General features: G+C 66.6%; 29 protein-coding genes and 1 pseudogene. 14 read left to right on the forward strand and 16 right to left on the reverse strand.

Annotated elements, in window-relative coordinates:
• Positions 1–4 precede the first annotated feature (4 nt).
• The 3 genes from ACEN98_RS30630 to ACEN98_RS30640 form a co-directional block, all read right to left on the reverse strand.
• On the reverse strand, positions 5–1,054 hold the full coding sequence (locus ACEN98_RS30630; RefSeq protein ID WP_413388566.1) for a glycoside hydrolase family 5 protein: 1,050 nt from the start codon (positions 1,052–1,054) through the stop codon (positions 5–7).
• A 113-nt stretch (positions 1,055–1,167) separates the two neighbouring features.
• Positions 1,168–2,868, reverse strand: coding sequence for an MFS transporter (locus ACEN98_RS30635; protein WP_413388567.1), 1,701 nt, complete (start codon positions 2,866–2,868; stop codon positions 1,168–1,170).
• 96 nt (positions 2,869–2,964) lie between these two features.
• A complete protein-coding gene (locus tag ACEN98_RS30640; protein WP_413388568.1) occupies positions 2,965–4,017 on the reverse strand; it encodes a tyrosine-type recombinase/integrase in 1,053 nt (350 codons plus the stop codon).
• Positions 4,018–4,140: 123 nt separating this feature from the next.
• Between ACEN98_RS30640 and ACEN98_RS30645 the strand changes: the two genes are divergently transcribed.
• The 3 genes from ACEN98_RS30645 to ACEN98_RS30655 all read left to right on the forward strand — a co-directional run bounded on the left by ACEN98_RS30645 (position 4,141) and on the right by ACEN98_RS30655 (position 5,783).
• Positions 4,141–4,341, forward strand: coding sequence for a DUF1737 domain-containing protein (locus tag ACEN98_RS30645; protein ID WP_413388569.1), 201 nt, complete (start codon positions 4,141–4,143; stop codon positions 4,339–4,341).
• A gap of 196 nt (positions 4,342–4,537) precedes the next feature.
• Positions 4,538–4,840: a Dabb family protein gene (locus tag ACEN98_RS30650; protein ID WP_413388570.1), complete on the forward strand. Its 303-nt coding sequence runs from the start codon at positions 4,538–4,540 to the stop codon at positions 4,838–4,840.
• Positions 4,841–4,871: 31 nt separating this feature from the next.
• Positions 4,872–5,783 (forward strand): SDR family oxidoreductase, encoded by a 912-nt coding sequence (locus ACEN98_RS30655; protein ID WP_413388571.1) that lies wholly within the window; start codon positions 4,872–4,874, stop codon positions 5,781–5,783.
• A gap of 137 nt (positions 5,784–5,920) precedes the next feature.
• Here ACEN98_RS30655 and ACEN98_RS30660 read toward each other — a convergent pair whose 3' ends face one another.
• Genes ACEN98_RS30660 through ACEN98_RS30670 form a run of 3 tightly spaced genes read right to left on the reverse strand, consistent with a single transcriptional unit; the run spans position 5,921 to position 8,012 of the window.
• A complete protein-coding gene (locus ACEN98_RS30660) occupies positions 5,921–6,679 on the reverse strand; it encodes an NRDE family protein (RefSeq protein ID WP_413388572.1) in 759 nt (252 codons plus the stop codon).
• The gene (locus ACEN98_RS30665; protein ID WP_413388573.1) at positions 6,670–6,948 is read right to left on the reverse strand and encodes a DUF4936 family protein; all 279 of its coding nucleotides are present in this window, start codon (positions 6,946–6,948) and stop codon (positions 6,670–6,672) included. The genes ACEN98_RS30660 and ACEN98_RS30665 overlap by 10 nt, the downstream gene beginning before the upstream one ends.
• 5 nt (positions 6,949–6,953) lie before the next feature.
• The gene (locus tag ACEN98_RS30670; protein WP_413388574.1) at positions 6,954–8,012 is read right to left on the reverse strand and encodes a YgfZ/GcvT domain-containing protein; all 1,059 of its coding nucleotides are present in this window, start codon (positions 8,010–8,012) and stop codon (positions 6,954–6,956) included.
• Between the two features lie 104 nt (positions 8,013–8,116).
• Between ACEN98_RS30670 and mltG the strand changes: the two genes are divergently transcribed.
• The 7 genes from mltG to ACEN98_RS30705 all read left to right on the forward strand — a co-directional run bounded on the left by mltG (position 8,117) and on the right by ACEN98_RS30705 (position 13,322).
• A complete protein-coding gene (mltG, locus tag ACEN98_RS30675) occupies positions 8,117–9,118 on the forward strand; it encodes an endolytic transglycosylase MltG (protein ID WP_413388575.1) in 1,002 nt (333 codons plus the stop codon).
• 6 nt (positions 9,119–9,124) lie between these two features.
• On the forward strand, positions 9,125–9,760 hold the full coding sequence (gene tmk, locus ACEN98_RS30680) for a dTMP kinase (protein ID WP_413343313.1): 636 nt from the start codon (positions 9,125–9,127) through the stop codon (positions 9,758–9,760).
• 2 nt (positions 9,761–9,762) lie between these two features.
• The gene (locus ACEN98_RS30685) at positions 9,763–10,785 is read left to right on the forward strand and encodes a DNA polymerase III subunit delta' (RefSeq protein ID WP_413343315.1); all 1,023 of its coding nucleotides are present in this window, start codon (positions 9,763–9,765) and stop codon (positions 10,783–10,785) included.
• Positions 10,786–10,798: 13 nt separating this feature from the next.
• The gene (locus ACEN98_RS30690) at positions 10,799–11,200 is read left to right on the forward strand and encodes a PilZ domain-containing protein (protein WP_413343317.1); all 402 of its coding nucleotides are present in this window, start codon (positions 10,799–10,801) and stop codon (positions 11,198–11,200) included.
• A 15-nt stretch (positions 11,201–11,215) separates the two neighbouring features.
• Positions 11,216–11,734, forward strand: coding sequence for an N-acetyltransferase family protein (locus ACEN98_RS30695; protein ID WP_413388576.1), 519 nt, complete (start codon positions 11,216–11,218; stop codon positions 11,732–11,734).
• Between the two features lie 152 nt (positions 11,735–11,886).
• Positions 11,887–12,669: a TatD family hydrolase gene (locus ACEN98_RS30700; RefSeq protein WP_413388577.1), complete on the forward strand. Its 783-nt coding sequence runs from the start codon at positions 11,887–11,889 to the stop codon at positions 12,667–12,669.
• A 2-nt stretch (positions 12,670–12,671) separates the two neighbouring features.
• Complete coding sequence (locus tag ACEN98_RS30705) at positions 12,672–13,322, forward strand: ankyrin repeat domain-containing protein (protein WP_413388578.1); 651 nt, start codon at positions 12,672–12,674, stop codon at positions 13,320–13,322.
• 1 nt (position 13,323) lies between these two features.
• Here the strand turns inward: ACEN98_RS30705 and ACEN98_RS30710 are convergent, their stop codons facing one another.
• On the reverse strand, positions 13,324–14,637 hold the full coding sequence (locus ACEN98_RS30710; RefSeq protein ID WP_413388579.1) for a diguanylate cyclase domain-containing protein: 1,314 nt from the start codon (positions 14,635–14,637) through the stop codon (positions 13,324–13,326).
• Positions 14,638–14,791: 154 nt separating this feature from the next.
• Between ACEN98_RS30710 and ACEN98_RS30715 the strand changes: the two genes are divergently transcribed.
• The 4 genes from ACEN98_RS30715 to lpxO all read left to right on the forward strand — a co-directional run bounded on the left by ACEN98_RS30715 (position 14,792) and on the right by lpxO (position 17,490).
• Positions 14,792–15,754 carry a methyltransferase domain-containing protein gene (locus ACEN98_RS30715; protein WP_413388580.1) on the forward strand — a complete coding sequence of 321 codons (963 nt, stop codon included), beginning with the start codon at positions 14,792–14,794 and terminating at the stop codon, positions 15,752–15,754.
• A gap of 162 nt (positions 15,755–15,916) precedes the next feature.
• A complete protein-coding gene (locus ACEN98_RS30720) occupies positions 15,917–16,117 on the forward strand; it encodes a hypothetical protein (protein WP_091662476.1) in 201 nt (66 codons plus the stop codon).
• A gap of 111 nt (positions 16,118–16,228) precedes the next feature.
• Positions 16,229–16,459 carry a DUF6139 family protein gene (locus ACEN98_RS30725; RefSeq protein WP_036229374.1) on the forward strand — a complete coding sequence of 77 codons (231 nt, stop codon included), beginning with the start codon at positions 16,229–16,231 and terminating at the stop codon, positions 16,457–16,459.
• Between the two features lie 131 nt (positions 16,460–16,590).
• On the forward strand, positions 16,591–17,490 hold the full coding sequence (gene lpxO / locus ACEN98_RS30730; protein ID WP_413343987.1) for a lipid A hydroxylase LpxO: 900 nt from the start codon (positions 16,591–16,593) through the stop codon (positions 17,488–17,490).
• 61 nt (positions 17,491–17,551) lie between these two features.
• On the opposite strand, the gene ACEN98_RS30735 is transcribed toward lpxO, so the two are convergent.
• The 9 genes and pseudogenes from ACEN98_RS30735 to ACEN98_RS30775 form a co-directional block, all read right to left on the reverse strand.
• Entirely contained in the window at positions 17,552–18,943 is a 1,392-nt protein-coding gene (locus ACEN98_RS30735; RefSeq protein ID WP_413388581.1) for an acetate kinase, read from the reverse strand.
• Between the two features lie 24 nt (positions 18,944–18,967).
• On the reverse strand, positions 18,968–19,471 hold the full coding sequence (locus ACEN98_RS30740) for a hypothetical protein (RefSeq protein ID WP_413388582.1): 504 nt from the start codon (positions 19,469–19,471) through the stop codon (positions 18,968–18,970).
• 11 nt (positions 19,472–19,482) lie between these two features.
• Positions 19,483–20,163, reverse strand: coding sequence for a C39 family peptidase (locus ACEN98_RS30745; RefSeq protein WP_413388583.1), 681 nt, complete (start codon positions 20,161–20,163; stop codon positions 19,483–19,485).
• Positions 20,160–20,600 carry a hypothetical protein gene (locus ACEN98_RS30750; RefSeq protein WP_413388584.1) on the reverse strand — a complete coding sequence of 147 codons (441 nt, stop codon included), beginning with the start codon at positions 20,598–20,600 and terminating at the stop codon, positions 20,160–20,162. Before ACEN98_RS30750 ends, ACEN98_RS30745 begins: the two co-directional genes overlap by 4 nt.
• Positions 20,601–20,659: 59 nt before the next feature.
• Positions 20,660–21,634, reverse strand: coding sequence for a hypothetical protein (locus ACEN98_RS30755; protein ID WP_413388585.1), 975 nt, complete (start codon positions 21,632–21,634; stop codon positions 20,660–20,662).
• Positions 21,547–23,025, reverse strand: coding sequence for a hypothetical protein (locus ACEN98_RS30760; protein WP_413388586.1), 1,479 nt, complete (start codon positions 23,023–23,025; stop codon positions 21,547–21,549). Before ACEN98_RS30760 ends, ACEN98_RS30755 begins: the two co-directional genes overlap by 88 nt.
• 283 nt (positions 23,026–23,308) lie before the next feature.
• Positions 23,309–24,643 (reverse strand): sigma 54-interacting transcriptional regulator, encoded by a 1,335-nt coding sequence (locus ACEN98_RS30765; protein ID WP_413388587.1) that lies wholly within the window; start codon positions 24,641–24,643, stop codon positions 23,309–23,311.
• Positions 24,644–24,977: 334 nt separating this feature from the next.
• Positions 24,978–25,109: pseudogene (locus ACEN98_RS30770) on the reverse strand (acetate kinase); the annotation flags it as partial.
• 95 nt (positions 25,110–25,204) lie between these two features.
• Positions 25,205–25,633 (reverse strand): hypothetical protein, encoded by a 429-nt coding sequence (locus tag ACEN98_RS30775; protein WP_413388589.1) that lies wholly within the window; start codon positions 25,631–25,633, stop codon positions 25,205–25,207.
• Between the last annotated feature and the right edge of the window lie 3 nt (positions 25,634–25,636).

Below are 25,636 nucleotides of genomic sequence, written 5' to 3' on the forward strand. Positions count from 1 at the left end.
GCGGCTAGCGCGTCTCCGGCACCAGCGCCTTCAGGATCGGCTTCACGAACGCGTTCTTCTTGAAGTCGTACAGCACGAAGTCGCTGGAGAACTGCCAGTAGCCCCACGCGAAGCCATATTTCTCGGCCGTGCGCGCGACGGTCGACGTCCACAGCACGCGGTCGTCCATCGCGGCCTTGTCGTAGGCGCCGAATTCGCCGAGGAAGACGGGACGGCCGCTCGCCTCGCTCCATGCTTTCACGGCCGCGAAATCCTTGTCGATCTGCGCGATCTCGGCCGGCTTGCCGAAGCGGATGCCCGTCGTCGAGCGGATCGGCTCATCGGCCCACGACGCGCCCTGGTGCGTGAACGGGAACGGGTCGTAGTAGTGGAACGTGGCGATGAGGTGTTTGTCGGCGGCCGGCAGCGCCAGGTCCTTCAGCGTGTCGCGGCTGTTCCAGCGCACGCCGCCGATGATGACGTTGCGTGTGGGGTTCGTCTTGCGCATGATGGCCAGCACCTGCGGGAAGCTGGCGTTCCACGTGGCCGCGTCGAACTGGCCGTGCGGCTCGTTGAGCAGTTCGAAGACGACCGTGTTCGGCTCGTTGCGGTAGCGCTCCGCCAGCTGGCTCCAGACGGCCTTCAGCTTCGGCATGCAGGCGGCGACATCCTTCGAGCAGTCGTCGAAATCGTGTTCGTCGACGATCACGTTGAGGCCATGCTTCGTGGCCGTCGCGACGACCCAGTCGAGGCGGTTCAGCCATTTCGGATCGAGGCGGTTCCGCGCGTCGAGGGCGCGGAACGCGAACAGCACGACGCGCACGGTCGAGAACCCGGCCGCCTTGATCTGCGCGAAGTGCTCCTCCTTGTAATTGCCCCTGGCGCCGTCCTGCCAGAACGGATCGTAGCCGATGACGTTGACGCCGCGGCCCAGTTGCCGGACCTGGTCGTGCGCGGAAATCTCCTTGAACTGCGACGTGGCCGGCGGCGGGTTGGGGGCGGGATCGTCGGCGAACGCGGCGTGCGCGACGAGGGTGAGCGTGACGGCGGCGGCAAGGCGCGGCAGCTTGAGCATGAAGGTCTCCATCGTTATCGTTGTGTGTGACGATGGTAGCGCTATCTCGACCGCCTGCCAAGCATGTGACAACGGGACATTTCCAAAAACCGGGCTCTGACCCCGGTTCTTGCTCAATCGGCTGCGTAGATGTTGTTGTCCTTCGTCTCGCGCACGAACAAGGTGCCGATGACGACGGTCGCGACCGCGATCACGATCGGATACCACAGGCCGTAATAGATGTTGCCGTTGGCCGCGACGAGGGCGAAGGCGGTGGTCGGCAGCAGGCCGCCGAACCAGCCGTTGCCGATATGGTAGGGCAGCGACATCGACGTGTAGCGGATGCGCGTCGGGAACATCTCGACGAGCATTGCGGCCACCGGGCCGTACACCATCGTCACGTACAGGACCAGCACGAACAGCAGCAGCACGATCATCGGCTTGTTGATCTGCGTGGGGTCGGCCTTCGCGGGATAGCCGGCGGCCTTGATGGCGGCGCCCAGGTCCTTCTTCAGCGCCGCTTCGCGGTCCTTGCTGGCCGGGTCGAAGTTCAGGCCGTCCGCGGTCATCGTCGCGTTGAACGACGGGTAGACCTTGTCGCCGACCTTGACGCTGGCGATGGTGCCCGCCGGCGCATCCTGGCGCGTGTAGCTGACCGAAGCCGCCGTCAGCTGCGCGGTGGCGATGTCGCACGACGACGGGAATTTCTTCGTGCCCGTGGCGTTGAACTGGAAGTGGCAGGACGCCGGATCGGCCACGACGACGACGGGCGAGTTGTTCAGCGCCGTCTCCAGCGCCGGGTTGCCGTAGTGCGTGAGGCCCTTGAAGATCGGGAAGTACGTCAGCGCGGCGATCAGGCAGCCGGCCATGATGATCGTCTTGCGGCCGATGCGGTCGGACAGCGAGCCGAAAAAGATGAAGAACGGCGTCGCCAGCGCGAGCGCGATCGCGATCAGGATGTTGGCCGTCGCGTCGTCGATCTTCAGCGTCTTGGTGAGGAAGAACAGCGCGTAGAACTGGCCCGTGTACCAGACGACGGCCTGGCCCATCACGACACCCAGCAGCGCGAGCAGCGCGATCTTGCCGTTCTTCCAGGTCAGGAAGGCTTCGCTCAGCGGCGCCTTCGACGTGCGGCCTTCGGCCTTCATGCGCGCGAACGCGGGCGACTCGCTCATCGACATGCGGATCCACACCGAGACGGCGAGCAGCAGCACGGAGACGAGGAACGGGATGCGCCAGCCCCACGCGTCGAACGCGGCGGTATCCATGCCGGCACGCACGCCGGTGATCACGAGCAGCGACAGGAACAGGCCGAGCGTGGCCGTCGTCTGGATCCACGACGTGAAGAAGCCCCGGCGTCCGTCGGGCGCGTGTTCGGCGACGTACGTGGCGGCGCCGCCGTATTCGCCGCCCAGCGCGAGGCCTTGCAGGATCCGCAGCGTGACGAGGACGATGGGCGCCACGATGCCGATCGACGCATAGCCTGGCAGCAGGCCGACGATGAACGTGGAGCCGCCCATGATCATGATCGTGACGAGGAACGTGTACTTACGGCCGATCATGTCGCCGAGGCGGCCGAACACGAGCGCGCCGAACGGCCGCACGATGAAGCCGGCCGCGAAGGCGAGCAGCGCGAAGATGAACGAGGTGGTCGGATCGCCGATGAAGAACTGCTTGGCGATCACGGTCGCCAGCGAACCATACAGGTAAAAGTCGTACCATTCGAAGACGGTGCCGAGCGAGGAGGCGAAGATGACCTTGCGCTCTTCCTTCGTGAGCCCAACGCCGGACGGCATGGATTTGCCGCCCGCGGCCATGCCGGGGTTGATTGCCATTGTGGTCTCCAGTCGTGTTTATTGTGTGCGCCGCCCGATGGCGCGGGCAGCCTGCTGACTGTGCGCCGGGAAGCTTACGGCACGCTTGCTGGAAACTTACGCGGGGCTTACAGTTGGGCCGGGGTCTTCGGGATCATCCGGCGCAGCGTCGGCCGGCGAGGCGTCGCCCGGCGCCTCATGCAGCCGCGCATACTTGTACGCTTCCGTCGACCGCTCCAGCGCGAGGCCCAGCGCCGTCGTCAGCTCGCTGCGCGACATGCCCTGTTCGAGCTGCTGGACGGCGAAGCTGTTGCGCAGGGTGCGCCCGCCCGCGCGGGACACGCCAATGCCGGCCCGCTCGAATGTCGCGCGCGTCTGCCGGTAGACGGTCGCCTTGTGCAGCGGCTCGCCTTCCAGGTTCGCGGGGAAGACCAGGTCTCCCGGAATCTCGAGCTCCGCCCGTTCCTTCAGCCATGCCGTCAGTTCGGCGACGCCGGCCCGCGGCAGGGTCGTCGTGTGCTCGTAGCTCGTGCGGTGCTTCGCTTCCGGGGTGATGTCGAGCGTGATGGCGCCGTCGATGTCGGGCTGGCGGCCCACTTCATCCAGCAGCAGGCCGATGGCTTCCGCCACGCGCAGGCCGGCGAGCGCCATCACGATCTGCATCGCGCGGTCGCGCCGGCGCTTCCAGCCGGCGTGGCCCGCCATGTCTTCCGTACGGCCGGCGGGGAGGGCGGCCAGGAAGCGCTGCAGGTCGTCCGCGCTCAGCGCCGTCATCGGGGCGTCCTCGGCGAGGTGGGCGCGGTCCGTCGCGATGATGGCCTGGCGGGCCGGGTTCGGCGCGCGTTCCAGGTAGTCGAAGCAGCGCTCCAGCAGGCGCAGGTAGCGGTAGGCGATCTTGCTGTTGAGGTCGCGCCGGCCGTCCTTGGCCAGCTCGATGAAGCGGCGCAGGTCGGCCGCGTTCACGGACGACATCCTGAGGCCGTGTTCGAGCATCCACGTGGCGAACTTGCCGAACATGAATCGGTAGATCGCGGCGGATTCCTTCGACACAGGCAGCGGCACGTCACGCTGGCGGCTGGACGTGAGGACGAACTCCGGCGTGACGACGAAGGCGGCGAAGGCCTCGACGGGACGCTTGTCCCAGTCGGCGAGGGAAGGTGAAGGGCTCATGGCCTCATCATACTGCAACTAACCGACTTGCGGCGCGGGCGCCGGCTACTGTGGCCAGCAAGACTGTAGTTTCGGCAATATACTCGACGATCCTTACAACCACGCACACGCCAGGGGAGCACCATGTCCGACCATCCACCCGAAGGTCTTCCAGCCTACCGTATCCTCACCGGCCCGGACGACGCGTCGTTTTGCCGCCGCGTGAGCGCGGCCCTCGAGCAGGGCTATCTGCTGTACGGCTCGCCCGCCGCCACCTTCAACGGCGAATCCGTCATCGTGGCACAGGCGGTCATCTGGCCCGGCACGCGGACATCGCTTGCGTAAGTGCAGCGGCCACCCAGGCGACGAAGAGGACCGTTCCAAAATTATGCAACTAACCGACGTGCGGCCCCGCCACCAACCCAACCCCGCCACCAACGGGCGAGGGCGGGAGCGCCTTATCGCTCTTATAATAAGGGCGCGGCATCCATTGGAACGGGACGTCGCGACAGCCCAAAATCGAACGCTACAAAGGAAATCCATGCTCAAGCACATCGTCATGTGGAAACTGAAAGACCACGCCGAAGGCGCCGACCGCGCCGCCAACGCCATCGAAATGAAGCGCCGCCTGGACGAATGCGCCGCCATCGTCCCGGGGCAGATCACGTTCGAAGTCGTCATCGCCCAGCCCGGCCTGGAAGCCACCTACGACGTCGTGCTGTATTCCGAGTTCGAGGACAAGGCCGCGCTCGACGCCTACATCAAGCACCCGGTGCACCAGGCGGTCGTGCCGTTCATCGGCGCGATCCGCGAGGGGCGCCAGTGCATGGACTATGAAGTCTGACGTGTGAAGTAACAACGACGGGGAGGGCCCCATGGAGGACTTTGCGGGACGGGTGGCCGTCATCACGGGCGCCGGCAGCGGACTCGGACGCGAGTTCGCCAACGAGGCGGCCCGGCTGGGCATGAAGCTGGTCCTGGCCGACGTCGATGCGCATGCACTGGAACAGGCGACCGACGCGCTGCAGGCCGGCGGCGCCGACGTGCTGGCGATGGTGTGCGACGTGCGCAAGGCCGCGCACGTCGAAGAGCTGGCGGATGCGGCGATGATCCGCTACGGCGGCGTGCACCTGTTGTTCAACAATGCCGGCGTCGGCACGGCGGGCCTGATCTGGGAACACACGGAAGCCGACTGGGAATGGGTGCTGGGCGTGAACCTGTGGGGCGTGATCCACGGCGTGCGCGTGTTCACGCCGCTGATGCTCGACGCCGCGCGCCGCGACCCCGGCTACGAAGGCCATATCGTGAACACGGCGTCGATGGCGGGCCTGCTGGTGCCACCCGTGATGGGCCCGTACAACGTGTCGAAGCACGCCGTCGTCGCGCTGTCGGAGACGTTGTACCACGACCTGCGCCTCGTCGATGCGGCAATCAATGCGTCGGTGCTGTGCCCGTATTTCGTGCCGACGGCGATCGCGCACTCGGTGCGGCACCGTCCCGGCGAACTCCGTCACGACGGTCCACCGACGCCCAGCCAGCAGGCGGGCCAGGCGCTGCTGGAACAGGCCGTCGCGTCGGGCAAGATGACCGCGGCGGACGTGGCCCGCATCACGTTCGACGGGATCCGCCGGGGCGATTTCTATATCTTCACGCATCCGCAGGCGCTGCAGGGCGTGGCCCAGCGCATGGACGCCATCGTGCACGGCCAGCCGCCGGCCGATGCCTACGCGGCGACGCCGCAGTTCACGGCCATGCTGAAGGCCGCGGTTCAGGGCGAGGGAAAGTAGGGCGGCACGTTCGCCGCGATGTACGCGAATTCCGCCTTGATTGCCTTGCGCATGCTCTGCTCCTTTTCATTACTGTAGAGCAACAATGTTGGCAGTGCGCTGCGGAAATTCCAGCCCCCATCCGAGGAGCAATCCAGTCAGGTGGCAGCCTGGTCGCAAGGTTTCAGGATGCGTTCGTGCAGCTCCGGTTCGGCACCGTCGTACATCTTGACGACGGTCGACGTGCGGGTGCCGTAACCGGGAATCTCGATGCAGACGGCGGACAGCTGCCGTTCCAGGTCGAGCGGCACGCCGGTGTGCGGGAGGCGCATGTCAGGCGCGCGCGTCGTGTCGGCGAGCATCTCGAAATACGCTTCTTCCGGCGCGCCCTGCAGCAGCAGGCTGGCGAACGTCGCTTTCGTGCGCACGACCTTGGGCCACGGCGCATCCAGCAGGCCGTTCGACACGCCGTAGATGCCCGGCTCAAGCGGCTTGCCGTTGCGCGGGTCGTCGCCCGCGTGGTTCGAGAACCAGACCATGCCGTCGCGGTCGCCCAGGATCAGGTTGAAGCCGTTGTAGGCGTCCGCATCCGGCGCGATACGGGCGAGGTAGGCCGGCGCATCCTCGTCGCCCTTGAGAAAATCGGCGACGAGGGCGCCGCGCGTGGGCGCATCCGTGCGCGAGTCGCTGGGAGAACGGACGTTCGTGAGGGCGGCGAATTTCGGGCCGCGCGGGCCGTCCTTCGTCACGCCCATCCAGCTGCCGCCGCCGCGCAGGTCGCGGCCCGCGATGATGTTCGGGGCGTCCGGCCACGGACCGGCCGGAGTGGCGGGACGATCATAGTATTCGTCGCGGTTGGCGCAGGCGACCAGCGGCAGGCCGGGGATCACGCGCCAGGCAAAGACGATCAGGCACATGTTGGAAGATCCGTAAAAATTTCGGCGCGGCGGGGACCTTCGATGAGGCCTTCGAATCCGGCGCTGCGGGCCGCGGCGTCGAGCCGCGCGGGAAAGGCGTCGTCCACGCCGGGGTAGACTTCCATCCAGGTCTGCAGGCCGTCGCGCACCTCGGGCCGGCGTTTCAGCTGCGCCGGCACGCCGACGCCAGCCTGCAGCGCGCGCACGCGCGGCGCGAGCGCGGCGGCGTCGACGTCGCGCACCTTGTAATAGACGTACAGGTCGATCATGTGCGTCAAACGTCGAGTGCGTCGAGGGCGTACGGCAGCGGCAGGAAATCCAGCTTCGTGCCGCCGGCGGAGCCGTGGCGCACCTCGCCGTCCAGCGCCGCGAGCTTGATCTCGACGAGGACATCGGCCCCGCCGGCGCCGTTCGGCGCCGCGTTGACGATCATGCCGGACGGCTGGTCCGGGTCGGCGACGGAATACACTTCGTCGCCCGGACGCGCGGCCGCATTGGCGAGCGTGGCCAGCGCCATGCGGCGTTTCAGCTTGCCGAGATACTGGCTGCGGGCGACGATTTCCTGGCCCGGATAGCAGCCCTTCTTGAAATTGACGCCGCCGAGCAGTTCGTAGTTGACCATCTGCGGCACGAACTGTTCCTGCGTGCCGGCGCCGATCTGCGGCACGCCGGCGTGGATGGCCGCCAGTTGCCAGGCCGCGTTGCCGCCCAGCGCGAGCGTGTCCTTCCATGCGGCCAGCGCGGCGATCGCGCTGTCGGGGGTCGTCAGCCACAGGTAGCGCGGCTGGCCGAATGCGTCCGTCAGGCGGATCATGGTGCCGGCCTCGCCGTCCACTTTCGCGTACGGTGCCTCGGGCAGGGTGCCGGCACGGGCACGGAGCGCGTCGGCCGCGGCCGCGCCGCCCAGGCCGAGGACGGCGGCATGCCGCGGTTCGTCGCTGGCGTCGCGCAGCTTCGCTTTCGCGCGCAGCACGAACATCGTCAGGCGCTTCTGCAGCGGCGCCTGGATGGCGCGCGGCAGCTGCAAATAAATGTTCTCGGCATCGCGCCACATCAGGAACGTCCCCTGGAGGCGCCCCTTCGGCGTGCAATAGCCGGCGAGGCGCGCTTCGGATGGGCCGAGGTGCTCGACGTCGTTGGTCAACTGGTTGTGGAGGAAGCTGGCGGCGTCTTCGCCGGCAATCCCGATCAGCCCGAGGTCGGTGACGGGGGCGACGAAGCCCTGTTCGAGGTCGGCGGTGGCGAGTGCGCGGCCGAAGTCCTCGACCTGCGTCGGGCTATCGGGGTGAAAGCGGGCGCCCAGGGTGGCGAGGTGTTCGATCCAATGATTCATGACACGATTTATTTCCGGTTTGGCTGTATCGGCTTTATGATTACGGCCTCATTATAAGTTCGCCTTCAAAATTGCGCCGACGACGGCGAAAAACCAGATCCAGCATGGCATTCATAAAAAAACTCATCGTCACAGGCGTCATCGTGGCCGTCGGTGCCGGCGCCGGCTTCCAGTGGTGGAGCAGGCAGCCAATCACGCCGGGCAACGCGGCCGTCATCCCGTTCGCCATCGCGCAGGGCAGCCACGTGGCTGGCGCCGCGCAGCAGATGGCGACGGCCGGCGTGCCCGTCAACCCGTTCCTGTTCGGCGTGCTGGCGCGGATCACGGGCAAGGCGGGCAAGATCAAGGCCGGCAGCTACGAGCTGAAGCCGGATACGTCGCCGCGCCGTCTCCTCACCCAGCTCGTGCGCGGTGAGTTCGCGCAGGAATCGCTGACGATCATCGAAGGCTGGACGTTCCGCCAGATGCGGCAAGCCATCGACGCGGCCCCGAACCTGAAGCACGAGACGGCGAAACTGTCCGACCAGGAATTGCTGGCGAAGATCGCCCCGGACTACAAGGCGCCGGAGGGCCTGTTCTTCCCCGATACGTATCTGTTCGCGAAGAACGCGAGCGACCTGTCGATCTACAAGCAGGCGCACGAGATGATGATGAAGCGCCTGAAGGCCGCGTGGGAGAAACGCGACCCGGGCCTGCCGTACACGGAGCCGTACCAGGCGCTGATCATGGCGTCGCTGGTGGAAAAGGAAACGGGCCAGAAGAGCGAGCGCGCGATGATCGCGGGCGTCTTCGTCAACCGCCTGAAAGCGGGCATGCTGCTGCAGACCGACCCAACCGTCATCTACGGCATGGGCGAGAAATACGACGGCAAGATCCGCAAAAAGGACCTCGAGACGGACACCCCGTACAATACCTATACGCGCCCCGGCCTGCCGCCGACGCCGATCGCGCTGCCGGGCGTGCAATCGCTGGCCGCCGCGACGGCGCCCGCGAAGACCGAAGCCCTGTATTTCGTGTCGCGCGGCGATGGCACGAGCCACTTCTCGGTCAACCTGAATGAGCACAACAAGGCCGTGAACCAGTACCAGCGCAACCAGTCGCAGTAATTACGAATGAATGCCATGAATCAAACCGATGCCACCCGCGGGCGTTTCATCACCTTCGAAGGCATCGACGGCGCCGGCAAGTCGACGCACATCGGCTACGTCACCTCGCTGCTGAAAGGCGCGGGCAAGCGGGTCGTCTCGACGCGCGAGCCGGGCGGCACGCCGCTCGGCGAAAAGCTGCGCGACCTCGTGCTGCACGAAAAAATGCACCTCGAGACGGAAGCGCTCATCATGTTCGCCAGCCGGCGCGAGCACGTCGCGCAAGTCGTCGAACCGGCGATCGCGCGCGGCGACTGGGTGCTGTCCGACCGCTTCACGGATGCCAGCTTCGCCTACCAGGGCGGCGGGCGCGGTCTCGATCGCGCCAGGCTGGAGGCGCTGGAGCAGTGGGTGCATCCGCACCTGCAGCCCGACCTGACCCTGCTGTTCGACGTCCCGCTGGACGTCGCCAAGGCCCGCCTGTCCGCCTCGCGCACGCTCGACAAGTTCGAGATGGAGCAGGCCGATTTCTTCGCGCGTGTGCGCGCCGAATACCTGCGCCGCGCGGCGGAATCCGGCGGCCGCATCGTCGTCATCGATTCGACGAAGACGATAGCCGAAGTGCGCGGCGCGCTGCAGGCCGCGCTGGAGACCTGGCTGTGAGCATGTACCCCTGGCAAGAAGACGCGTGGACCCGGCTGCAGGCGATGCGCGTGCGGCTGCCGCATGCGATCCTGTTTTACGGCCCGGCCGGAATCGGCAAGGCCGATTTCATCGAAGCGTTCGCCCAGGCGCTGCTGTGCGAAAACGGGAGGCCGGACGGGCACGCATGCGGGGCGTGCGCGTCGTGCGGCTGGTTTGTCCAGGGCAATCACCCCGACTACCGCCGCGTGCGGCCCGAAGCGATGGAAGACGAAGCGCCCTCCGCGGAGGGCGACGAGGCGCCGGCCGAAGAGAAAAAGGCCAAGTCGAAGACGGCGTCGAAAGAAATCAAGATCGAGCAGGTGCGTGCGCTGGCCGATTTCATGAACATCTCGACGCACCGCCAGGGCCTGCGCGTCGTCGTGCTGTACCCGGCCGAGGCGCTGAACATGCCCGCGTCGAATGCGCTGCTGAAGACGCTCGAGGAACCGCCGCCGGGCACCGTGTTCCTGCTGGCATCGAACGGGCTGGACCGGCTGCTGCCGACGATCCTGTCGCGCTGCCGCAAATTCGCCTTGCCGATGCCGGATCATGCCCAGGCGCTGGCGTGGCTCGCAGCGCAGGGCGTCACCGATGCGGACGGCTGGCTGCGCGAGCAGGGCGGCGCGCCGCTCGCGGCGCTGGCACAGGCGGAGACGGGCAGCCGCGAAGAGCTCGACGGCCTGCTGCAAGTGCTCGCGCAACCGAGCGTCGATGCCGCGTTGCGCAGCGCCGACAAATTGAGCAAGGCGCCGCTCGCATCCCTCGTCGCGTGGCAGCAGCGGTGGCTGTATGACGTGTTCTCGTACAAGCTGTCCGGAGTGATCCGGTATTATCCGAGATATCAGCGGGAACTCGCGGCGCTGGCCGGACGGGTGCCCGTGGCTCAGTTGATGCAGGCAATCAAGTCCACGAACGAGCGCCGCGCCGTGGCCGATCACCCCTTGTCGCCGAAGCTGTTTGTCGAAGACATGTTGCTCGATTACACCGCCCGCTGCGGTGTGTGATGAAAGGAAGATGATGAGCGTATCGCCGAACGGTCCGATCAGTGGCCTGCCCGCCGATCCGAACGCGCCCCAGCCGGCGCGGCCGTCCGTACTGTCGCTCGCCATCAAGGAAAAGGCCGCCCTGTACGCGGCCTATATGCCGTTCCTGAAGAATGGCGGCATGTTCGTGCCGACCAACAAGCCATACAAGATCGGCGACGAGATCTACCTGATCCTGTCGCTGATGGACGACCCGAACAAATACCCGATCGCCGGCAAGGTCGCGTGGATCACGCCGGCCGGCGCGAACAACAACAAGGCGCAAGGCATCGGCGTGCACTTCCCGGCCGACGAAACCGGACAGCGCGCCCGCCTGCGCATCGAAGAAATCCTCGGCGCCGCGCTGCGTTCGGCGCGCGCCACCCATACCCTGTAACTTCCTGGTTTCACCATGCCGTCCTACGTACACCGCCTCGCTCGTCGAGAAGATCTTCCCGTCATCGTCGACATCTACAATTCCACCATCGCCTCGCGCGACGTCACGGCCGACACCGAACCCGTCACCGTGCAGTCGCGCGAAGGCTGGTTCAACGACCACACGCCGGAACGCCGTCCGCTGTGGGTGATCCACGACGCGGCCGATACGTCGGACGACCCCGCCGTGATCGGCTGGTGCTCTTACTCGAATTTCTATGGCCGTCCGGCATATTCCGGCACGGCCGAGCTGTCGATCTATATCGCGGAGGCATGGCGCGGCAAGGGTGTCGGGCGTTACTGCCTGGAACAGGCGATGGCGTTCGCGCCGAACGTGAACGTGCATACCTTGCTGGGCTTCATCTTTGGCCACAATGTGCCGAGCCTGGCCCTGTTCCGCAAGTACGGGTTCGATACGTGGGCGCATTTTCCGCGGGTGGCGAATCTGGATGGGATCGAGCGGGACCTGATCATCCTCGGTAAGCGGGTGGCCTGAGACCGCAAAACCGTCGCCCCTGGACTAGGCGTCCCCCTCGGCAGGGGCCCAAGTTTTGCGTCACGTAGACGCGACGGAATTGGGTTCCCGCCTGCGCGGGAACGACGGCGCGAACGCAGGCGGTGCTTTTGCACCTCGCGTACAATATCGGGATGTATATCGATTCCCACTGCCACATCAATTTCCCGGAACTGGCCGCCCGGATGCCGGACATCCTGGCCAAAATGGCCGAGAACAAGGTCTCGCACGCGCTGTGCGTCTCCGTCGACCTGCCGGAGTTTCCCAGCGTGCTCGCGCTGGCCGAGCAATATCCGCACATTTATGCTTCCGTCGGCGTGCACCCCGATTACGAGGACACGCCCGAGCCCACCGTCGCCCAGCTCGTCGAACTGGCCGATCACCCGAAGGTCATCGCGATCGGTGAAACCGGTCTCGATTATTACCGGCTGGAAGGCGACCTCGAATGGCAGCGCGAGCGTTTCCGCACGCACATCCGCGCGTCGCGCGAGACCGGCAAGCCGCTGATCATCCACACGCGCTCGGCCAGTGAAGACACGATCCGCATCATGCGCGAAGAAGGTGCGGGCACGGACCAGGGCGGCGTCGCGGGCGTGATGCACTGCTTCACGGAGTCGCTCGACGTGGCCCTCGCCGCCATCGAGATGGGTTTTTATATCTCGTTCTCCGGCATCGTGACGTTCAAGAGTGCGAAGGACCTGCAGGCGGTGGCGCGGGCGCTGCCGCTGGACCGCATCCTCATCGAGACGGATTCGCCTTACCTCGCCCCCGTGCCGTTCCGCGGCAAGATGAACGAGCCGGGCTATGTGGCCCACGTGGCGGAATATCTCGCCACGTTGAAGGACGTGCCGCTGCGCGAGATCGCCGACCGCACCACCGAAAATTTCTTCAACCTGTTCAAGACCGCGAGGACCTGACCGTGACCCTTCTTCGATCGATCGTGCTCGCCGCCGCGCTGGCGGCACCCGCCATGGCGATGGCCGACCAGACGAGCGACTTCTTCCGTGCCGTGCAGATGGACGATGCGCGGACGGTGCGTGCGCTGCTGGGCAAGGTCGACCCGAACCGGGCCAATCCCGTCGGCGGCGAACCGCCTCTCGTGCTGGCCGTGCGCGAAGGCGCGATGCAGGTGTTCGACGCGCTGCTGCGCCACCCGGGTACGAACGTCGATGCGCCTGCGCTGAACGGCAACACGGCGCTGATGATGGCCGCGTACAAGCACAACAAGCCGGCCGCCGAGGCGCTGATCGCAAAAGGCGCCGCGGTCAACCGCTCGGGCTGGACGCCGCTGCACTACGCGGCCGCGAGCGGCGATAACGACATCGCGCGCCTGCTGCTCGCGCACGGCGCCCGCATCGATGCGCAGTCGCCGCCGGCGAGCGGCAAGTTCACGCCGCTGATGATGGCGGCGCGCGAAGGCCACGAGGACACGGCCGTGTTCCTGCGCGGCCAGGGCGCCGATGCGACACTGAGGAATGGCGAAGGTCTCACGGCGGCCGAGATCGCGCGCCGTGCGGATCACGCCACCATCGCGGCGAAGCTCGACACGCAGGTCAAGCCTGCCCGCTGAGCTAGCTTTCTCCGCACTTGTGGGCGCGCTTGCGCGTGTACATGTGCGCGTCCGCATGCATGAGCAAGGTCTCGACCTGGTCCGCGTGATCGGGGAACAGGCCGATGCCGATGCTGACGCCGATGTGCAGCGGCGCGCATTGCGTCGGTACGGGCCGCACGAGCGCGGCGCGGATCTTGTCGGCGCAGTGTTCCGCGTCCTCGGGCGCCTGCAGGTCTTCCAGCAGCAGCACGAATTCGTCGCCGCCCAGGCGCGCCACCGTGTCCGATTCGCGCGCGCATTCCACCAGCCGCGCGGCGACTTCCCGCAGCAGCGCGTCGCCGGCCGCATGACCATAGCGGTCGTTGACCTCCTTGAAATCGTTCACGTCCACGTAAAGCAGACCGAGCCGCGATTGGCAGCGCCGCGCCCGCGCGATGGCCGTGCGGATGCGGTCGAAGAACAGCCGGCGGTTCGGCAAGCCCGTCAGTTCGTCGAGGCAGGCCGACCGCATCAGGTCGTCATGCAGGCGCTTGCGTTCCAGCGCCAGGCCGACCTGGGCCGCGACGAAGCGCAGCAGGCCGCGGTCGGCGGGGGAGTATCCGGTGCCGGTGCGGTCGCGCAGCAGCAGCGCGCCGATCGTGCCGGCCGGGCCGCCCAGTTCGATCATGAGCCACGTGTTCAGGCCGCCTGCGCCGACGTGGCGGACGGCGTCCGGCGCGATGCTGTCCGGCGTCGTCGCGGCCGCGCGCCAGCGTGCCAGGCACGCGCGCGACGGCAGGCGCATCTTCGGATCGTGGTCGCACTGGTAGACGACCTTGAAACCATGCTGCGGGGTCGGATCGCTGACGACCACCATCCCGGGCGCACCCACCAGGTGGTCGAGGATGGCGTGGATCTCGCCGCAGAGTCCGGCCAGGTCGCCCGCGTGGTAGGCCGCTTCGGAAATCGCGTACGTCGCCGCCTGGCGCCGCTCGGCGCGCTTGCGGGCGGTGATGTCGCGCCCGACGCCCAGGCGCAGGCCGTGGTCCGCGATGAAGCGCGCCGACCACATCACGTCGACGCGGCGTCCATCCTTGTGCAGGTAGCGGTTCTCGAAGCCGACGCGTTCCTGTCCCGCCTGCACGCGCGCGCTTTCCATGCACGTGATGGCGCGGTCCTCGGGGACGACGAAATCGAGCATGTATTGACCGATCAACTCGGTGGGACGGTAGCCGAGCATGCGTTCGCACCCGGCGCTGACGTCCACGATGATGCCGCGCCGGTCCACCAGGAAAACTACGTCCAGCAATAAATCGGCGATATTCGCCGACAGCGAACGGATCGAATGGACCATGGCGGCCTGCTAACGGAAACAGCGGTGGGAAAATACTAACATTCCCACATGGAAAAAGGTCAAGGTATTTAAGCATCGCCGGCCAGCTGTTCCATCGATCCGACAAACTGGCCGGCAAATCCCCGTCAGCTCGGCGCATCAGTTGCATAAAAGCATGGAGATAATGCAGGCACACTCCGACATAGAGGAACCCATGCTCAACGAACGCGAAATCGAAAGCTGCTACCTGGGGCAGTTTATTCCGGTCCACTACCATCACAACATGCTGATGGACCATAACCGCATGCACAGCTTCAAGTCCGCGATCTACCACGCCGTGAAGCCGGGCATGAAGGTGCTGGAGCTGGGCGGAGGCACGGGCGTGCTGTCGTACTTCGCGGCCCAGAACGCGTCGCAGGTCTATTGCGTCGAGTTCAACCCGGACATGGTGCGCGAGGCGCGCCGCTTCCTCGCCATGAACCCGAACGGCCACAAGGTCGAGGTCATCCATGCGGACGCGTTCGAATACCTGCCGCCGGAACCCGTCGATCTCGTCATCTGCGAAATGATCCACGTCGGCATGCTGCGCGAAAAGCAGGTCGAGGTCATCGAGTCGTTCAAGCGGCGCTACCTGGCGCGCTTCGGCGGTCCGCTGCCGATCTTCATGCCGGAAGCCGTCATCATGGCCGCGCAGCCGCTGCAGCTCGAATACGATTTCGAGGGTTTCTATGCACCGATCGTGCAGTTCCAGCCGACCAATGTGATTTACCCGGGCACCATCGACCTGGCGCAGCCGTGCGTGTATGCGATCATGGACTTCAGCCAGCCCGTCGGCGACGCGATCGCGTGGGAAGGCCAGTTCCGCATGGAGCAGGGCGGCCGCCTGAACGCGCTGCGCTTCATCACCAAGAACGTGCTGTCCATCGTCGAGGAACGCGGCACGACGATCGACTGGCTGAACCACTACATGATGCTGCCGCTGGCCACGCCGCTGGACGTGCAGCCGGGCGACGTCGTGCAGGTGAGCTTTGCCTACCGCGCGGGCGGCTCGATTCCGTCGCTGGAAGCGTCGATGCGCGCCGAGGTCGTCGAACGGGCGGGCGTGCCGGTGCACGTCCGCGACACCGTCCTGGCCTGATCGTTTGCCCCGCCGGGGACGACGTCCGCTCGTCCCCGCTTTTGCCCCGTTTGTCTCCCCCCGCTGACCGTCCGTCGCAGAAATATTGCGGATTGGCGTCCATACAACTACAGTCACATCGTCGGGCCGCACCGGCCCTTGCCCTGAAAGATGGAGCTGACGATGCTGGGTTTCCTCGTGTGGTTGGTGTTATTGTTCCTGTGCTGGCCGATCGCGCTGCTGGCGCTCGTGATGTATCCGCTCGTCTGGCTCGTGCTGCTGCCGTTCCGGCTGCTCGGGATCGGCGTCGAGGCCGTCTTCGAGTTGCTGCGGGCGATCGTCATGCTGCCGGCGCGCGTGCTGGGCGGGGGCGTGGGACGCTGAAACTTGTCGTCCAGCCAGTGTGCGCGGATTAACAGACGGACACGAACCGTTCGCCTATCGTGCCCATACTGATGGCTTTCATTCGACAGCCATGCTTTTAAAGGAGTGACTATGCGCCTGGACATCTACCGCAGAGCCGAACACGACGGCAAGTTTTCTTACCTGGCCGTCCCGGAGACCCGCAATATCCCCGAGGAAGCCACGAATACCGACTGGGAGGTCGAAGCGCGGGCCTTCGAAGTCGACGACGATGCCGGAGACCTGCCCGATTACGATATCCAGAACCTGAACGCCCAGCTGGCGGAAAAAGGCTACGCCGTCACGTCGTCGACGATGCATTGACGATGCCTTGACGATGTAGTGGTAGCACCACATTCGCGGCCTTACGTCGTCCGTCCCGACCAGCCGGGGCGGAGGGCGTACGGCCGCGTATCGCATATGGTATCCTTGCGCCTCGTTCAGTCGGAGGCGTCATGAAGTGGTTCGTAGTCGGTTTTCTCGTGCTGTCGGTCCTGCACATCCATTTCCGTGGCAAGGTCCGCCTGCCGTTCGGCCGGCAGCTGTTCGACCATTCGTCGTTCATGGCGCCGATCAATATCTTCATGCACCTGTTCTCGAAGGTGCCCAGCACGCCGTACATCCCGGTCCGTGAATTCCCCGAATTGTCCGTCCTGCAGGAGAACTGGCCGACGATCCGCGAGGAAGGCCTGCGCCTCATCGAGATGAAGAAGATCAAGGCGTCCGAGGAGAACAACGATGCCGGTTTCAATTCCTTCTTCAAGACGGGCTGGAAGCGCTTCTACCTGAAGTGGTACGACGCGAGCCACCCGTCGGCCGAACGCCTGTGCCCGCAGACGTACGCGCTGCTGCAGGGCATCCCGTCCGTGAAGGCCGCGATGTTCGCCGAGCTGCCGCCGGGCGCGAAGCTGAACCCGCACCGCGACCCGTTCGCGGGCTCGATGCGCTACCACCTGGGCCTGGCCACGCCGAACGACGACCGCTGCTTCATCGAAGTCGACGGCCAGCGCTACAGCTGGCGCGACGGCCAGGGCGTCATCTTCGACGAAACCTTCATCCACTGGGCCGAGAACGCCAGCGACAGCGACCGCCTGATCCTGTTCTGCGACGTCGAGCGTCCGATGCGGTTCCGCTGGATGCAGGCCGTGAACCGCTGGCTGGGCCGCACGATGATGACGGCGGCCGCCTCGCCCAACGAGAGTGGCGACCAGACGGGCCTCGTCAGCAAGCTGTTCCGCGTTTCGTACGTGATGGGCCAGTACCGCCGCCGCTACAAGGCCTGGAACAAGACGGCCTATAAAGCGACGAAGGTCGCGCTGATCGTGGGCCTCGCGGCACTCGTCTATTACGTCTGAAAAAAAGGGCCGCAAGCGCGGCCCTTTTTGTTGGGCCGCGCCTTGCGGCCAAAGGGGATCCTCAAAACGTGAAGGGCATCCTGACCATCAGCGTGACGTCCGGCGTATCGCGCGTGAGGCCCGCGCCCACCGATACGCTCAGGGTGCGGTTGTTCTTCAGGCGGTACGAGTAGCCGAGCAGCAGCGTACCGAGCTGCACGCGCACGGAACCCGGGATGACCATGCCGTTCTGGTGCATGCGGCCCACGGAGTTGTGGTCGTAGCCGATGCTGAACGACGCCCGCTCGTTCAGCGCGAGACCCATGCCGAAGTTGAACCCGAACACGTCGCCCGGTTCCACCGTGCCCAGCAGTTCCTTGCCGCCGTTCAGCACGGTGCGGTAGACGTTGCCGCGCTTAAAGTTCTTCGTGTAGCTGAAGCCGCCGAAGAAGATGGCCGGATCGGACGGCAGCAGCCACGTCACGCTTGGCTGCACCGAATAGAAGCCGGAGCCGGTCGGCAGGTCGAGCGGGAGGCCGGTCCCGGTGACGTTCTGGCCCACGCAGCGGGTCTGGCAATCCGTCACGACCTCGAACGGATCGCGGCCCGTGCGCGACTTGAAGCGCAGGCCTGCGATGTAGTACGGGGTGTCGACGCCGCCGTCGTTCAGCTGGTAGCGCCAGCCCAGCTCGATGTCGCCGATGCCCTTGCCGCTCGTCTCGAACGCGCGCTCGGCCGCGGTGCCCGTGAACAGCTCGCGGCTGACGGTCGAATCGCTGCGGTAGACGTACGGGATCTTCGCTTCGAATTCCAGGCGGTTGTCGAAGCCGTAGCGGAACGTGGCGGTGCCCGTCGTCGTGTTGCGTTTCACTTCGCGCACGTCCAGCAGGCCGATCAGCAAGGCCGGGATCACCGTGTAGCCGACGAGGGCGACGCGGTTGCTGGACGAATAGCCGTACTGTACGGACGGCTCGAACACGACTTTACCCCGAGGCGTGAGCACGCCCGGGGTCTCGAAGATCGGCGCCACTTCCGGCGTTTTCGGCGCGGGCGGCCGGCCGACGGCATCGTTGCCCGCCTGGGCCTGCCCGCCACCGCCCGTCCCGCGCAGCGGCGCCAGGCGGCCCGGATAGACCGGATCCGCGAACGGGACGGCGAGCCTGGGCGGGGCGTCGAGCGGGCCGGCCTGCACCTGCGCGGGCGCGTCGGGCTGGGGCGCCGGGAGGTTGCCGGTGCCGCGCATCCGCTCGAGCTGCGACGGCGCCGCCGCCGCCGCCGTGTTCTCGGGCGGCGCCACGCCGCTCGCGCGCAACTGGCGTTCCAGTTCGTCGACGCGCGCGCGCTGCTCTTCCAGCTGTTGTCGCATGATCTTGAGCTGCTCGAGGAGGTCAGGACCGGACTGGGCACCGGCCGGGATGGCCGCCAGGGCCACGCTGACACCAATCACGCCGTACAGCGCTGGAATTTTATGCATAGGTTTTCTCCAGGTAAAAATCCGTCACCTGCCGGTGGCGGCGGTATTGAGCGCGTTCGCGAGGCTGGACTGGAAGTTCATGGACTGCAGCAGTCCGCGTGCGTTCACGCTTGCATTGATGATGGTCTGGTTGTTGATCAACTGGTTGTTCAGGCTGTTCTGGATGACGGTGCCGCCCAGCGTGGTGTCGCCCATCTGGACGTTGAACGTGCCGCCGCCGTTCTGGATCAGCCGCACCTGGTTCGCCATGTCGGCGGTGAGCGTACTGTGGCCGCTCGTCAGCTTGCCGAGGTCGCCGAGCTCCAGCTGGCTGCGTTCGGCCACGTTGCCGTTGATCGTGACGATGCGCTCGATGCCGAGCGACACCGCCAGGCCGTTGTCGGTGATGAAGCCGCCGCGGTAGTCGTCCAGCGAGTCCGCCGCCACGGCGTTGTCGCTGGTGAACGGGTTGTCCGGGCCGCCGGCATGGCCCTGCGCAGCGATCGCGGCGCTGGCCAGCACGAGGCCGATCTGGACGGGGATGCGCATGGGGTCTCCTGTCAAAAATCGCCGGGACCGAATTTCGGCAGCGTCGTCATGTCGATCGCGGTCCGGGTCACACCCTCGGCCAGCGGCGCGCGCGGCGCGGCGCGCCAGTCGAGGTCGGCGTTGAACGAAGGCTTGCCGGGCGCGTCGTGGATCACGAACAGCAGCCGGGTCGGCCAGATGGATTCGAAGTGCTCGCGCGTCACGGAGCGCGTGCCGCTGGACGGATCGCCCAGCAGGACGCGCCCGTCGTCCGCGCCCTTGATCACGACGAAGTGGTTGTAGCCCTTCTCGGAGATCAGCACGATGGCGGGCAGTTTGCTGTCGAACAGTTTCTGCAACGGCACCTGGAAACCGTCCGCCTTGTAGCCGATCTTTGCGAGATAGCGCTGCATGTCCAGCAGCGAAAAGCCTTCGCGCCGGATCTTGGCCTGGTCGCCGATCTCCCACATCGCCTTGAAGGCGGTCGTTTCGCTGATCGGATAGCCGTAGTGATAGGTCAGCAGCGTGGCCAGGGCGGCCGAGCCGCAGCTGAAGTCGTATTGCTGGCGGGTCGTCGAGGCGAAGCGCAGTTCGCGCATGCTCTTGACCGGCACGTCGAACCGGGCGCCGCCCGCGATCGGCAGGTCGGCCGCATCCACGCGGGCAGCGCCCGCCAGTGCGCACAGCAGCAGGGGCAGGGCGCCGTACTTCATTTGAACTGCAGGTTGACGATGGTGGCATTCTGGATCAGGACGTTCGCGCCGCTGTTCTGGATAACCACCGGTATGCCCGACATGTTGGCGAACGCGCCGGCATCGATCGTGTTCGACCCCGTGACGACGTTCACCGCGCTGTTGCCGCTCACGACCCCGCCGAGATTCGCGTTGTTGCTGGTGTTGAACGTGTCCGTCCCACCGCGCGAATGCTCCAGCTTGCCCAGGTCGGCGGCGGGGCCGAATCCGAGCGAGTCCTGCGCCTGGACCGACTTGCCGTCTCCCTTGTCGGCACCCGTGGCCGGCTGGGCGGCCGGCGCGCCGTCCCGGGCGGGAACCGCGAGTTCCGGTCCTGCCCAGGCCGCGGATGCGCAGACCGCGAGCACAGCGAAGCTGCACACGCGGTTGCTGACGCTACTCTTGAGTGATGACTGCATTCTCTACCCCCGGTTGCATCGAAAAACCGCCGTGCCCGCGGGCACGGCGGTCCTTGGCATTACTTGCCGACAGCCAGGTTGCTCTGGACGTTGACACTCTGCTGGACCAGCGAGGAGAAGCCGTTGTTCTGGCTGATCACCATCACGCCCGCAGCCGACTGGCCGACACCGCTCATGTTGTTGGACATGTCGAAGGAGCCGGCATTGACGGTGTTCGAGCCGCCGTTGCCGCCGGTGCCCGCACCGCCCAGGCCACCCGTGCCCACGCCGGCCGTGATGTTGGCCAGGGCGCCGCCTGCGCCGCCGGTGGTCGAGCCGCCCGCGCCGCCCGCGCCGCCGTTGCCGGCGGTCGAATCACCCACGGTTGCCGAACCGGTCGTGGCGCTGCCGGTCGTGGCCGAACCGCCGGCCGCACCTGCGCCTGCCGTGTTCGACGCCATGCCGCTGGCGGCACCCGCACCGCCCGCTGCGCCGGCACCGCCCGCGCCCGAGGTTGCCGTGCCGGCGGCACCTGCGCCGCCTGCGCCCGAGGTCGCCGTTCCGGCCGCACCGGCACCGCCCGCGCCGCCGGCGCCGCCCGTGTTGCCGGCAGCGTTGCCGGCCGTCGACGTCAGGGCTGCGCCCGCACCGCCGGCAGCGCCGGTCGCTGCGCCGCCTGCCGCGCCGTTACCGGCCATGTTCGAGCCGGCGGCACCTGCGGCGCCCGCACCGCCTGCCGCACCTGCCGCACCCGCACCGCCGGCACCGCCGGCCGCACCCGCCGCACCTGCACCGCCGGCGCCGCCGGTCGTGGTGCCTGCCGTCGAGGTCGACGCACCGCTGGTGGTGGCGCCGCCGGTCGAGACGGGCGAACCCGAGGTGGCGGTGCCGCTGGCGCCGCCCGTGCCGCCGTCGGCAGACGAGGCGCCGCCGGCGCCCGACGTTGCCCAGCTGCCGCCGGCGCGGGTCAAGCCGCCCGTGGCTGCGTTCGATGCGGTCGAGCCGGCATTGCCTGCCGAACCTGCTGCACCGCCGGCACCGCCGGTGCCGCCCATGCCGCCCGCCGCACCTGCGCCGCCCGCGCCGCCGCGGCACCGGCACCGCCGGCACCGCCCGTGGCTGCACCGGTCCTGCCGCCGGCGCCGCCCAGGCCAGCCGTCGTGGCACCGCTGGCGCCGCCGTTACCGCCCGACAGGTCGCCCGACGCGCCGCCATTGCCGCCCATCGCGTTGCCGGCCATGCCGCCTGCCGCACCCGCACCGCCGGTGCCCGTGGCTGCGCCGCTGGCCGCACCTGCGCCGCCGGTGGCGGAGACCATGCCGGAGCTGCCGCCGGCACCGCCCGCCGCGCCGCGGCCGCCATTGCCGCTGGTCGCGCCAGTCGCCATGCCGCCCGCGCCGCCCGCACCCGCGGTCGCGCCGCCGATGGTGGCGCCGCCTGCGCTGGCGCCGCCGTTGGTGGCCAGACCGCCGGCCGAACCGGCTGCGCCGTTCGCGCTGCCCGCGCTGCCGCCCGCGCCGGCGGTTGCCGTGATGCCGCCGCCGGTGCCGGCTGCGCCGTTGCCCGCGGTGCCGGCGGCGCCGTTGGCGTTACCGGTGTTGGTGGCGACGTTGCCGATGTTCGAGATGGTGTTGCCCGACACGCGGCCCGTCAGGTTGGCCGTGTTGTTGGACGACGAGGTGTTGAAGCTGTTCGAGAAGTTCGACGTCGCGGTGCCGCCGTTGTTCACGGCGACGGAGCCGGTCGCGGACGCGGTCGAGTCGCCCGAGCTGTTGTTCTTGCCCGTGCTGTTGTCGTTGTCGCGGTTGGTCGTCGTCGAGTTCGAGACCGTGCGGTTGGTCGAGGTGTTGTTGGTGCTGTTGTTGCTGCTGTCCGACGTGTTGTTCGAGTTACGGGTGCTGTTGTCGCTGTTGTCCGTCGACCTGTTGGTCGTCGTGGTGGTGACGCTGCGGTCGCTGTTGTCGGTGTTCGTGCTGCGGTTGCTGTTGTCGGCCGTGTTGGTGCTGCGGTTGCTGTTGTCGCTACGGTTGCTGTTGTCCGCCGTGTTGGTGCTGCGGTTGCTGTTGTCGGTCGTCGTGGTCGTCGTGCTGCGGTTGCTGTTGTCGCTGCGGTTGCTGTTGTCGGCCGTGTTGGTGCTGCGGTTGCTGTTGTCCGTCGACGTGGTCGTCGTGGTCGTGTTGGTGCTCTTGTTGTTGTTCTGGTCCGAGTTCGTGGTTGCCGTGCTCGTGTTCGTGCTGTTGTTGCTGCTGTCCGAGGAGTTGGTGCTGTTGTTGCTGCTGTCCGAGGTGTTGTTCGAGTTACGGGTGCTGTTGTCGCTGCTGTCCGACGTGCGGGTCGTGGTCTGCGTGACGGTGGCGCCGCCGCCGTTCGCATTGACGCCATCCTGGGCTTGAGCGGTCAGCGAGAATGCCAGCGAAATGGCAGTCACGAGCAAAGTCTTGTTCATTCGAGTTCCCCTCTGGGTTTGATGGTTGGTGATGGGTCGGCTGTAGCGCCGACCTCCATCCCTTTGCAGTTTCAGTGCCAGCCCCACTGCAGAGCTTTCTAACCCATTGTTTTTGTTGACTTTGTACGGATTTTCCTACACGGCTGTCAGAGAAATTCCCGCACGAATTACCGAAAATATCGAAAAACTGTTTCACTTCCGGTACAACTCTGTCCACATACGCGCTGCAACACACAAAAAAAAGTGGACACCTTGTCCACTTGTGCCACATACCGGACACGCGTCACTCGCGCATGCCGTGCTTGCTCAGCAAACGGTACATCGTCGTGCGCGACACACCCAGGTCGCGTGCCGCGCGGCTCACGTTGTGGCCGCTGCGGTCCAGGCATTCGCGCAGGGCGCGCCGCTCGGAACGCATGCGGGTGTCGTCCAGCGCGGCGGGCGTCGGCGCCATGATCGCGCGCGTCAGTCCCAGGTCTTCTGGCATGATCAGGCGGCCGTCCGACATGACCAGTGCCCGCCGCACCCGGTTGATCAGTTCGCGCACATTGCCCGGCCAGTCGTGGTCGAGGATCGCCTCGATCGCCCGGTTGGAAAAGCCCTTCAGGCGCGGCGATTTTTCGCTCGCGTACATGTGGAAGAAGTGCTCGGCCAGCGTGACCAGGTCGTCGCGCCGTTCGCGCAGTGGCGGTACGGTCACCGGCAGCACGGCGAGACGGTAGTACAGGTCCTCGCGGAACGCGCCGTTCGCGACGGCCTGCTGCAACTGCACGTGCGACGCGGCGATCACCCGCACGTCCACGCGGATGTTGCGGGTACTGCCCAGGCGGCAGATCGTCTTCTCCTGCAGGAAGCGCAGCAGGTTGGCCTGCAGGTCCTTCGGCAGGTCGCCGATCTCGTCGAGGAACAGCGTGCCGCCGTCCGCCGACTCGATCAGGCCGGCCTTGCTCCGCGTCGCGCCCGTGAACGCCCCGCGCTCGTAGCCGAACAGCTCGGAGTGGATCAGGCTCGGCGCGATGGCGCCGCAGTTGATGGGGACGAACGGTCCCGCGGCCCGGTCCGACTGCGCGTGGATCGCCTGGGCCGTCAACTCCTTGCCGCTGCCGCTTTCTCCCCAGATCAGCACGGGCGCCGCGACCTTGGCGACACGCGACACCTGCGCGCGCAGCCGTGCGATCGCGTCGCAGCCGCCGATCAGCGGCGACGCGGGATCGTCGTGCGTGTCGTTGGCGCTGGGCCGCGGGCGCAGCATCGCCCAGCCGTGCGCATGGCCGAGCGTATGGGCCAGCCGCACCGGATCGACGGGGGCCGTGTGGTAATCGCACAGGTGCTCCACGACGAGGTCGCGGCAGGGCGCGGATTCGAGATCGCGCGGGTTGAACACGCCGACCCACTGCATATGGCTGTGGCGGCGCAGGAAGGTGTCCACTTCGGCCGGCCGGTGCTGTTCGCGGTCGTGCACGAGCAGGCCGACCAGGTAACGGTCGTTACGCAGTTCGCGCCCGGCTTCGCCGAGGTTGCTGACACTGCGGATCTCCCAGTCGTGCATTGCTTCATTGAGCAGGGCGCGCGCACCCTTGTCATCCGGGGCAATGCACAGCAGGCGCTTTCGGGTCATCCATCCTCCATCGGGTAATCGGCCGGTCCTCGCAACGGCGGCAGACGAATGGGAGAGCCGGCATAATTTCTTGACAAGTGTAACTGGGTGTAACCTGGGCTGCTGTTCTGTAGCCTGTTAGCAATTTCTTACTATCAGTTGATCTTTGTTTAATATTATGCCGCCCGTGAAATATTCGTGGCGGACGCTACATTTTCGACCGGCGGTTACAATTAGTCACAATCGTGTAACCGATCCTCGTCATGGTCAAGGAAATAACGGCCGCCGTGTGGCTTTTTCCCGAATGTGGAAGGGGAACCCCCCATCGTTGGGGGGAGGTCGTGAAAGGGACGGCTCAAAAACCGAACGGCATGCGGACCGTGAGGGCCAAGTCCGGCGTGTCACGCGTGAGACCCGCGCCCACGGACACGTTCACGGTGCGGAGCGCATCGAGGCGGTACGACGCGCCGAGCAGCAGCGTGCCCATTCAGGGCGAGGCCCATGCCGGGATTGAGTCCAGGCCGGTTCGCGCCCATAGGCTCATGTGAAGACACGAGCGCGCTGGACGAATGGCGAAAACATTCAGCGGACGCGCCGGACCTTGGGCGAGGCGTTGGTGCCTTCGATCTCGAGGAACAGGGTACCGAACATATTGCGCACGATCTTGACCGGCGGATTGCTCACCGGCGTGAGGTCTCCCGAGCTGCCGTCGACCACTTTCCACACCTGGCCGTTGGCAAGGGTGAACAGCGTGGCCGGGCCCCAGCCGGCGACCGTGCCGACGATCGTGCTCTCGATCGAGCGGGCCGGTTCCTCGGGCGTCTTTTGTTCGAGGCCGAAGGCTTGCGCGGCCGCGGCGGCCGGACGCGCTTCGGCGGGAATCGCGTCATAGCAGCCCAGGCGCGCGGCGCCGTCGGCCAGCTTGCGGCACGCCAGGATGGCGGCATCGTCGGCGAGGGCCACGCCCGTCGCGCCCAGCAGGGCCAGCAGTAGAGAAGTGCGCAGGATCATCAA

This window comes from Massilia sp. CT11-137 (assembly GCF_047302885.1).
Lineage (GTDB): Bacteria > Pseudomonadota > Gammaproteobacteria > Burkholderiales > Burkholderiaceae_D > Telluria > Telluria orientalis.

Coding starts and splice junctions, on each gene's coding strand:
- ACEN98_RS30650 (WP_413388570.1), top strand. CDS start 4,538: ATGCTCAAGCACATCGTCATGTGGAAACTGAAAGACCACGCCGAAGGC.
- ACEN98_RS30735 (WP_413388581.1), bottom strand. CDS start 18,943: ATGCATAAAATTCCAGCGCTGTACGGCGTGATTGGTGTCAGCGTGGCC.
- ACEN98_RS30745 (WP_413388583.1), bottom strand. CDS start 20,163: ATGAAGTACGGCGCCCTGCCCCTGCTGCTGTGCGCACTGGCGGGCGCT.
- ACEN98_RS30690 (WP_413343317.1), top strand. CDS start 10,799: ATGAGCGTATCGCCGAACGGTCCGATCAGTGGCCTGCCCGCCGATCCG.
- ACEN98_RS30700 (WP_413388577.1), top strand. CDS start 11,887: ATGTATATCGATTCCCACTGCCACATCAATTTCCCGGAACTGGCCGCC.
- ACEN98_RS30645 (WP_413388569.1), top strand. CDS start 4,141: ATGTCCGACCATCCACCCGAAGGTCTTCCAGCCTACCGTATCCTCACC.
- ACEN98_RS30750 (WP_413388584.1), bottom strand. CDS start 20,600: ATGCAGTCATCACTCAAGAGTAGCGTCAGCAACCGCGTGTGCAGCTTC.
- ACEN98_RS30765 (WP_413388587.1), bottom strand. CDS start 24,643: ATGACCCGAAAGCGCCTGCTGTGCATTGCCCCGGATGACAAGGGTGCG.
- lpxO (WP_413343987.1), top strand. CDS start 16,591: ATGAAGTGGTTCGTAGTCGGTTTTCTCGTGCTGTCGGTCCTGCACATC.
- ACEN98_RS30720 (WP_091662476.1), top strand. CDS start 15,917: ATGCTGGGTTTCCTCGTGTGGTTGGTGTTATTGTTCCTGTGCTGGCCG.
- ACEN98_RS30640 (WP_413388568.1), bottom strand. CDS start 4,017: ATGAGCCCTTCACCTTCCCTCGCCGACTGGGACAAGCGTCCCGTCGAG.
- tmk (WP_413343313.1), top strand. CDS start 9,125: ATGAATGCCATGAATCAAACCGATGCCACCCGCGGGCGTTTCATCACC.
- ACEN98_RS30760 (WP_413388586.1), bottom strand. CDS start 23,025: ATGAACAAGACTTTGCTCGTGACTGCCATTTCGCTGGCATTCTCGCTG.
- ACEN98_RS30715 (WP_413388580.1), top strand. CDS start 14,792: ATGGAGATAATGCAGGCACACTCCGACATAGAGGAACCCATGCTCAAC.
- ACEN98_RS30725 (WP_036229374.1), top strand. CDS start 16,229: ATGCGCCTGGACATCTACCGCAGAGCCGAACACGACGGCAAGTTTTCT.
- ACEN98_RS30685 (WP_413343315.1), top strand. CDS start 9,763: ATGTACCCCTGGCAAGAAGACGCGTGGACCCGGCTGCAGGCGATGCGC.
- ACEN98_RS30660 (WP_413388572.1), bottom strand. CDS start 6,679: ATGTGCCTGATCGTCTTTGCCTGGCGCGTGATCCCCGGCCTGCCGCTG.
- ACEN98_RS30670 (WP_413388574.1), bottom strand. CDS start 8,012: ATGAATCATTGGATCGAACACCTCGCCACCCTGGGCGCCCGCTTTCAC.
- ACEN98_RS30740 (WP_413388582.1), bottom strand. CDS start 19,471: ATGCGCATCCCCGTCCAGATCGGCCTCGTGCTGGCCAGCGCCGCGATC.
- ACEN98_RS30775 (WP_413388589.1), bottom strand. CDS start 25,633: ATGATCCTGCGCACTTCTCTACTGCTGGCCCTGCTGGGCGCGACGGGC.
- ACEN98_RS30755 (WP_413388585.1), bottom strand. CDS start 21,634: ATGGGCGGCACCGGCGGTGCCGGCGGTGCAGCAGGTTCGGCAGGCAAT.
- ACEN98_RS30630 (WP_413388566.1), bottom strand. CDS start 1,054: ATGCTCAAGCTGCCGCGCCTTGCCGCCGCCGTCACGCTCACCCTCGTC.
- ACEN98_RS30655 (WP_413388571.1), top strand. CDS start 4,872: ATGGAGGACTTTGCGGGACGGGTGGCCGTCATCACGGGCGCCGGCAGC.
- ACEN98_RS30695 (WP_413388576.1), top strand. CDS start 11,216: ATGCCGTCCTACGTACACCGCCTCGCTCGTCGAGAAGATCTTCCCGTC.
- ACEN98_RS30710 (WP_413388579.1), bottom strand. CDS start 14,637: ATGGTCCATTCGATCCGTTCGCTGTCGGCGAATATCGCCGATTTATTG.
- ACEN98_RS30635 (WP_413388567.1), bottom strand. CDS start 2,868: ATGGCAATCAACCCCGGCATGGCCGCGGGCGGCAAATCCATGCCGTCC.
- ACEN98_RS30665 (WP_413388573.1), bottom strand. CDS start 6,948: ATGATCGACCTGTACGTCTATTACAAGGTGCGCGACGTCGACGCCGCC.
- mltG (WP_413388575.1), top strand. CDS start 8,117: ATGGCATTCATAAAAAAACTCATCGTCACAGGCGTCATCGTGGCCGTC.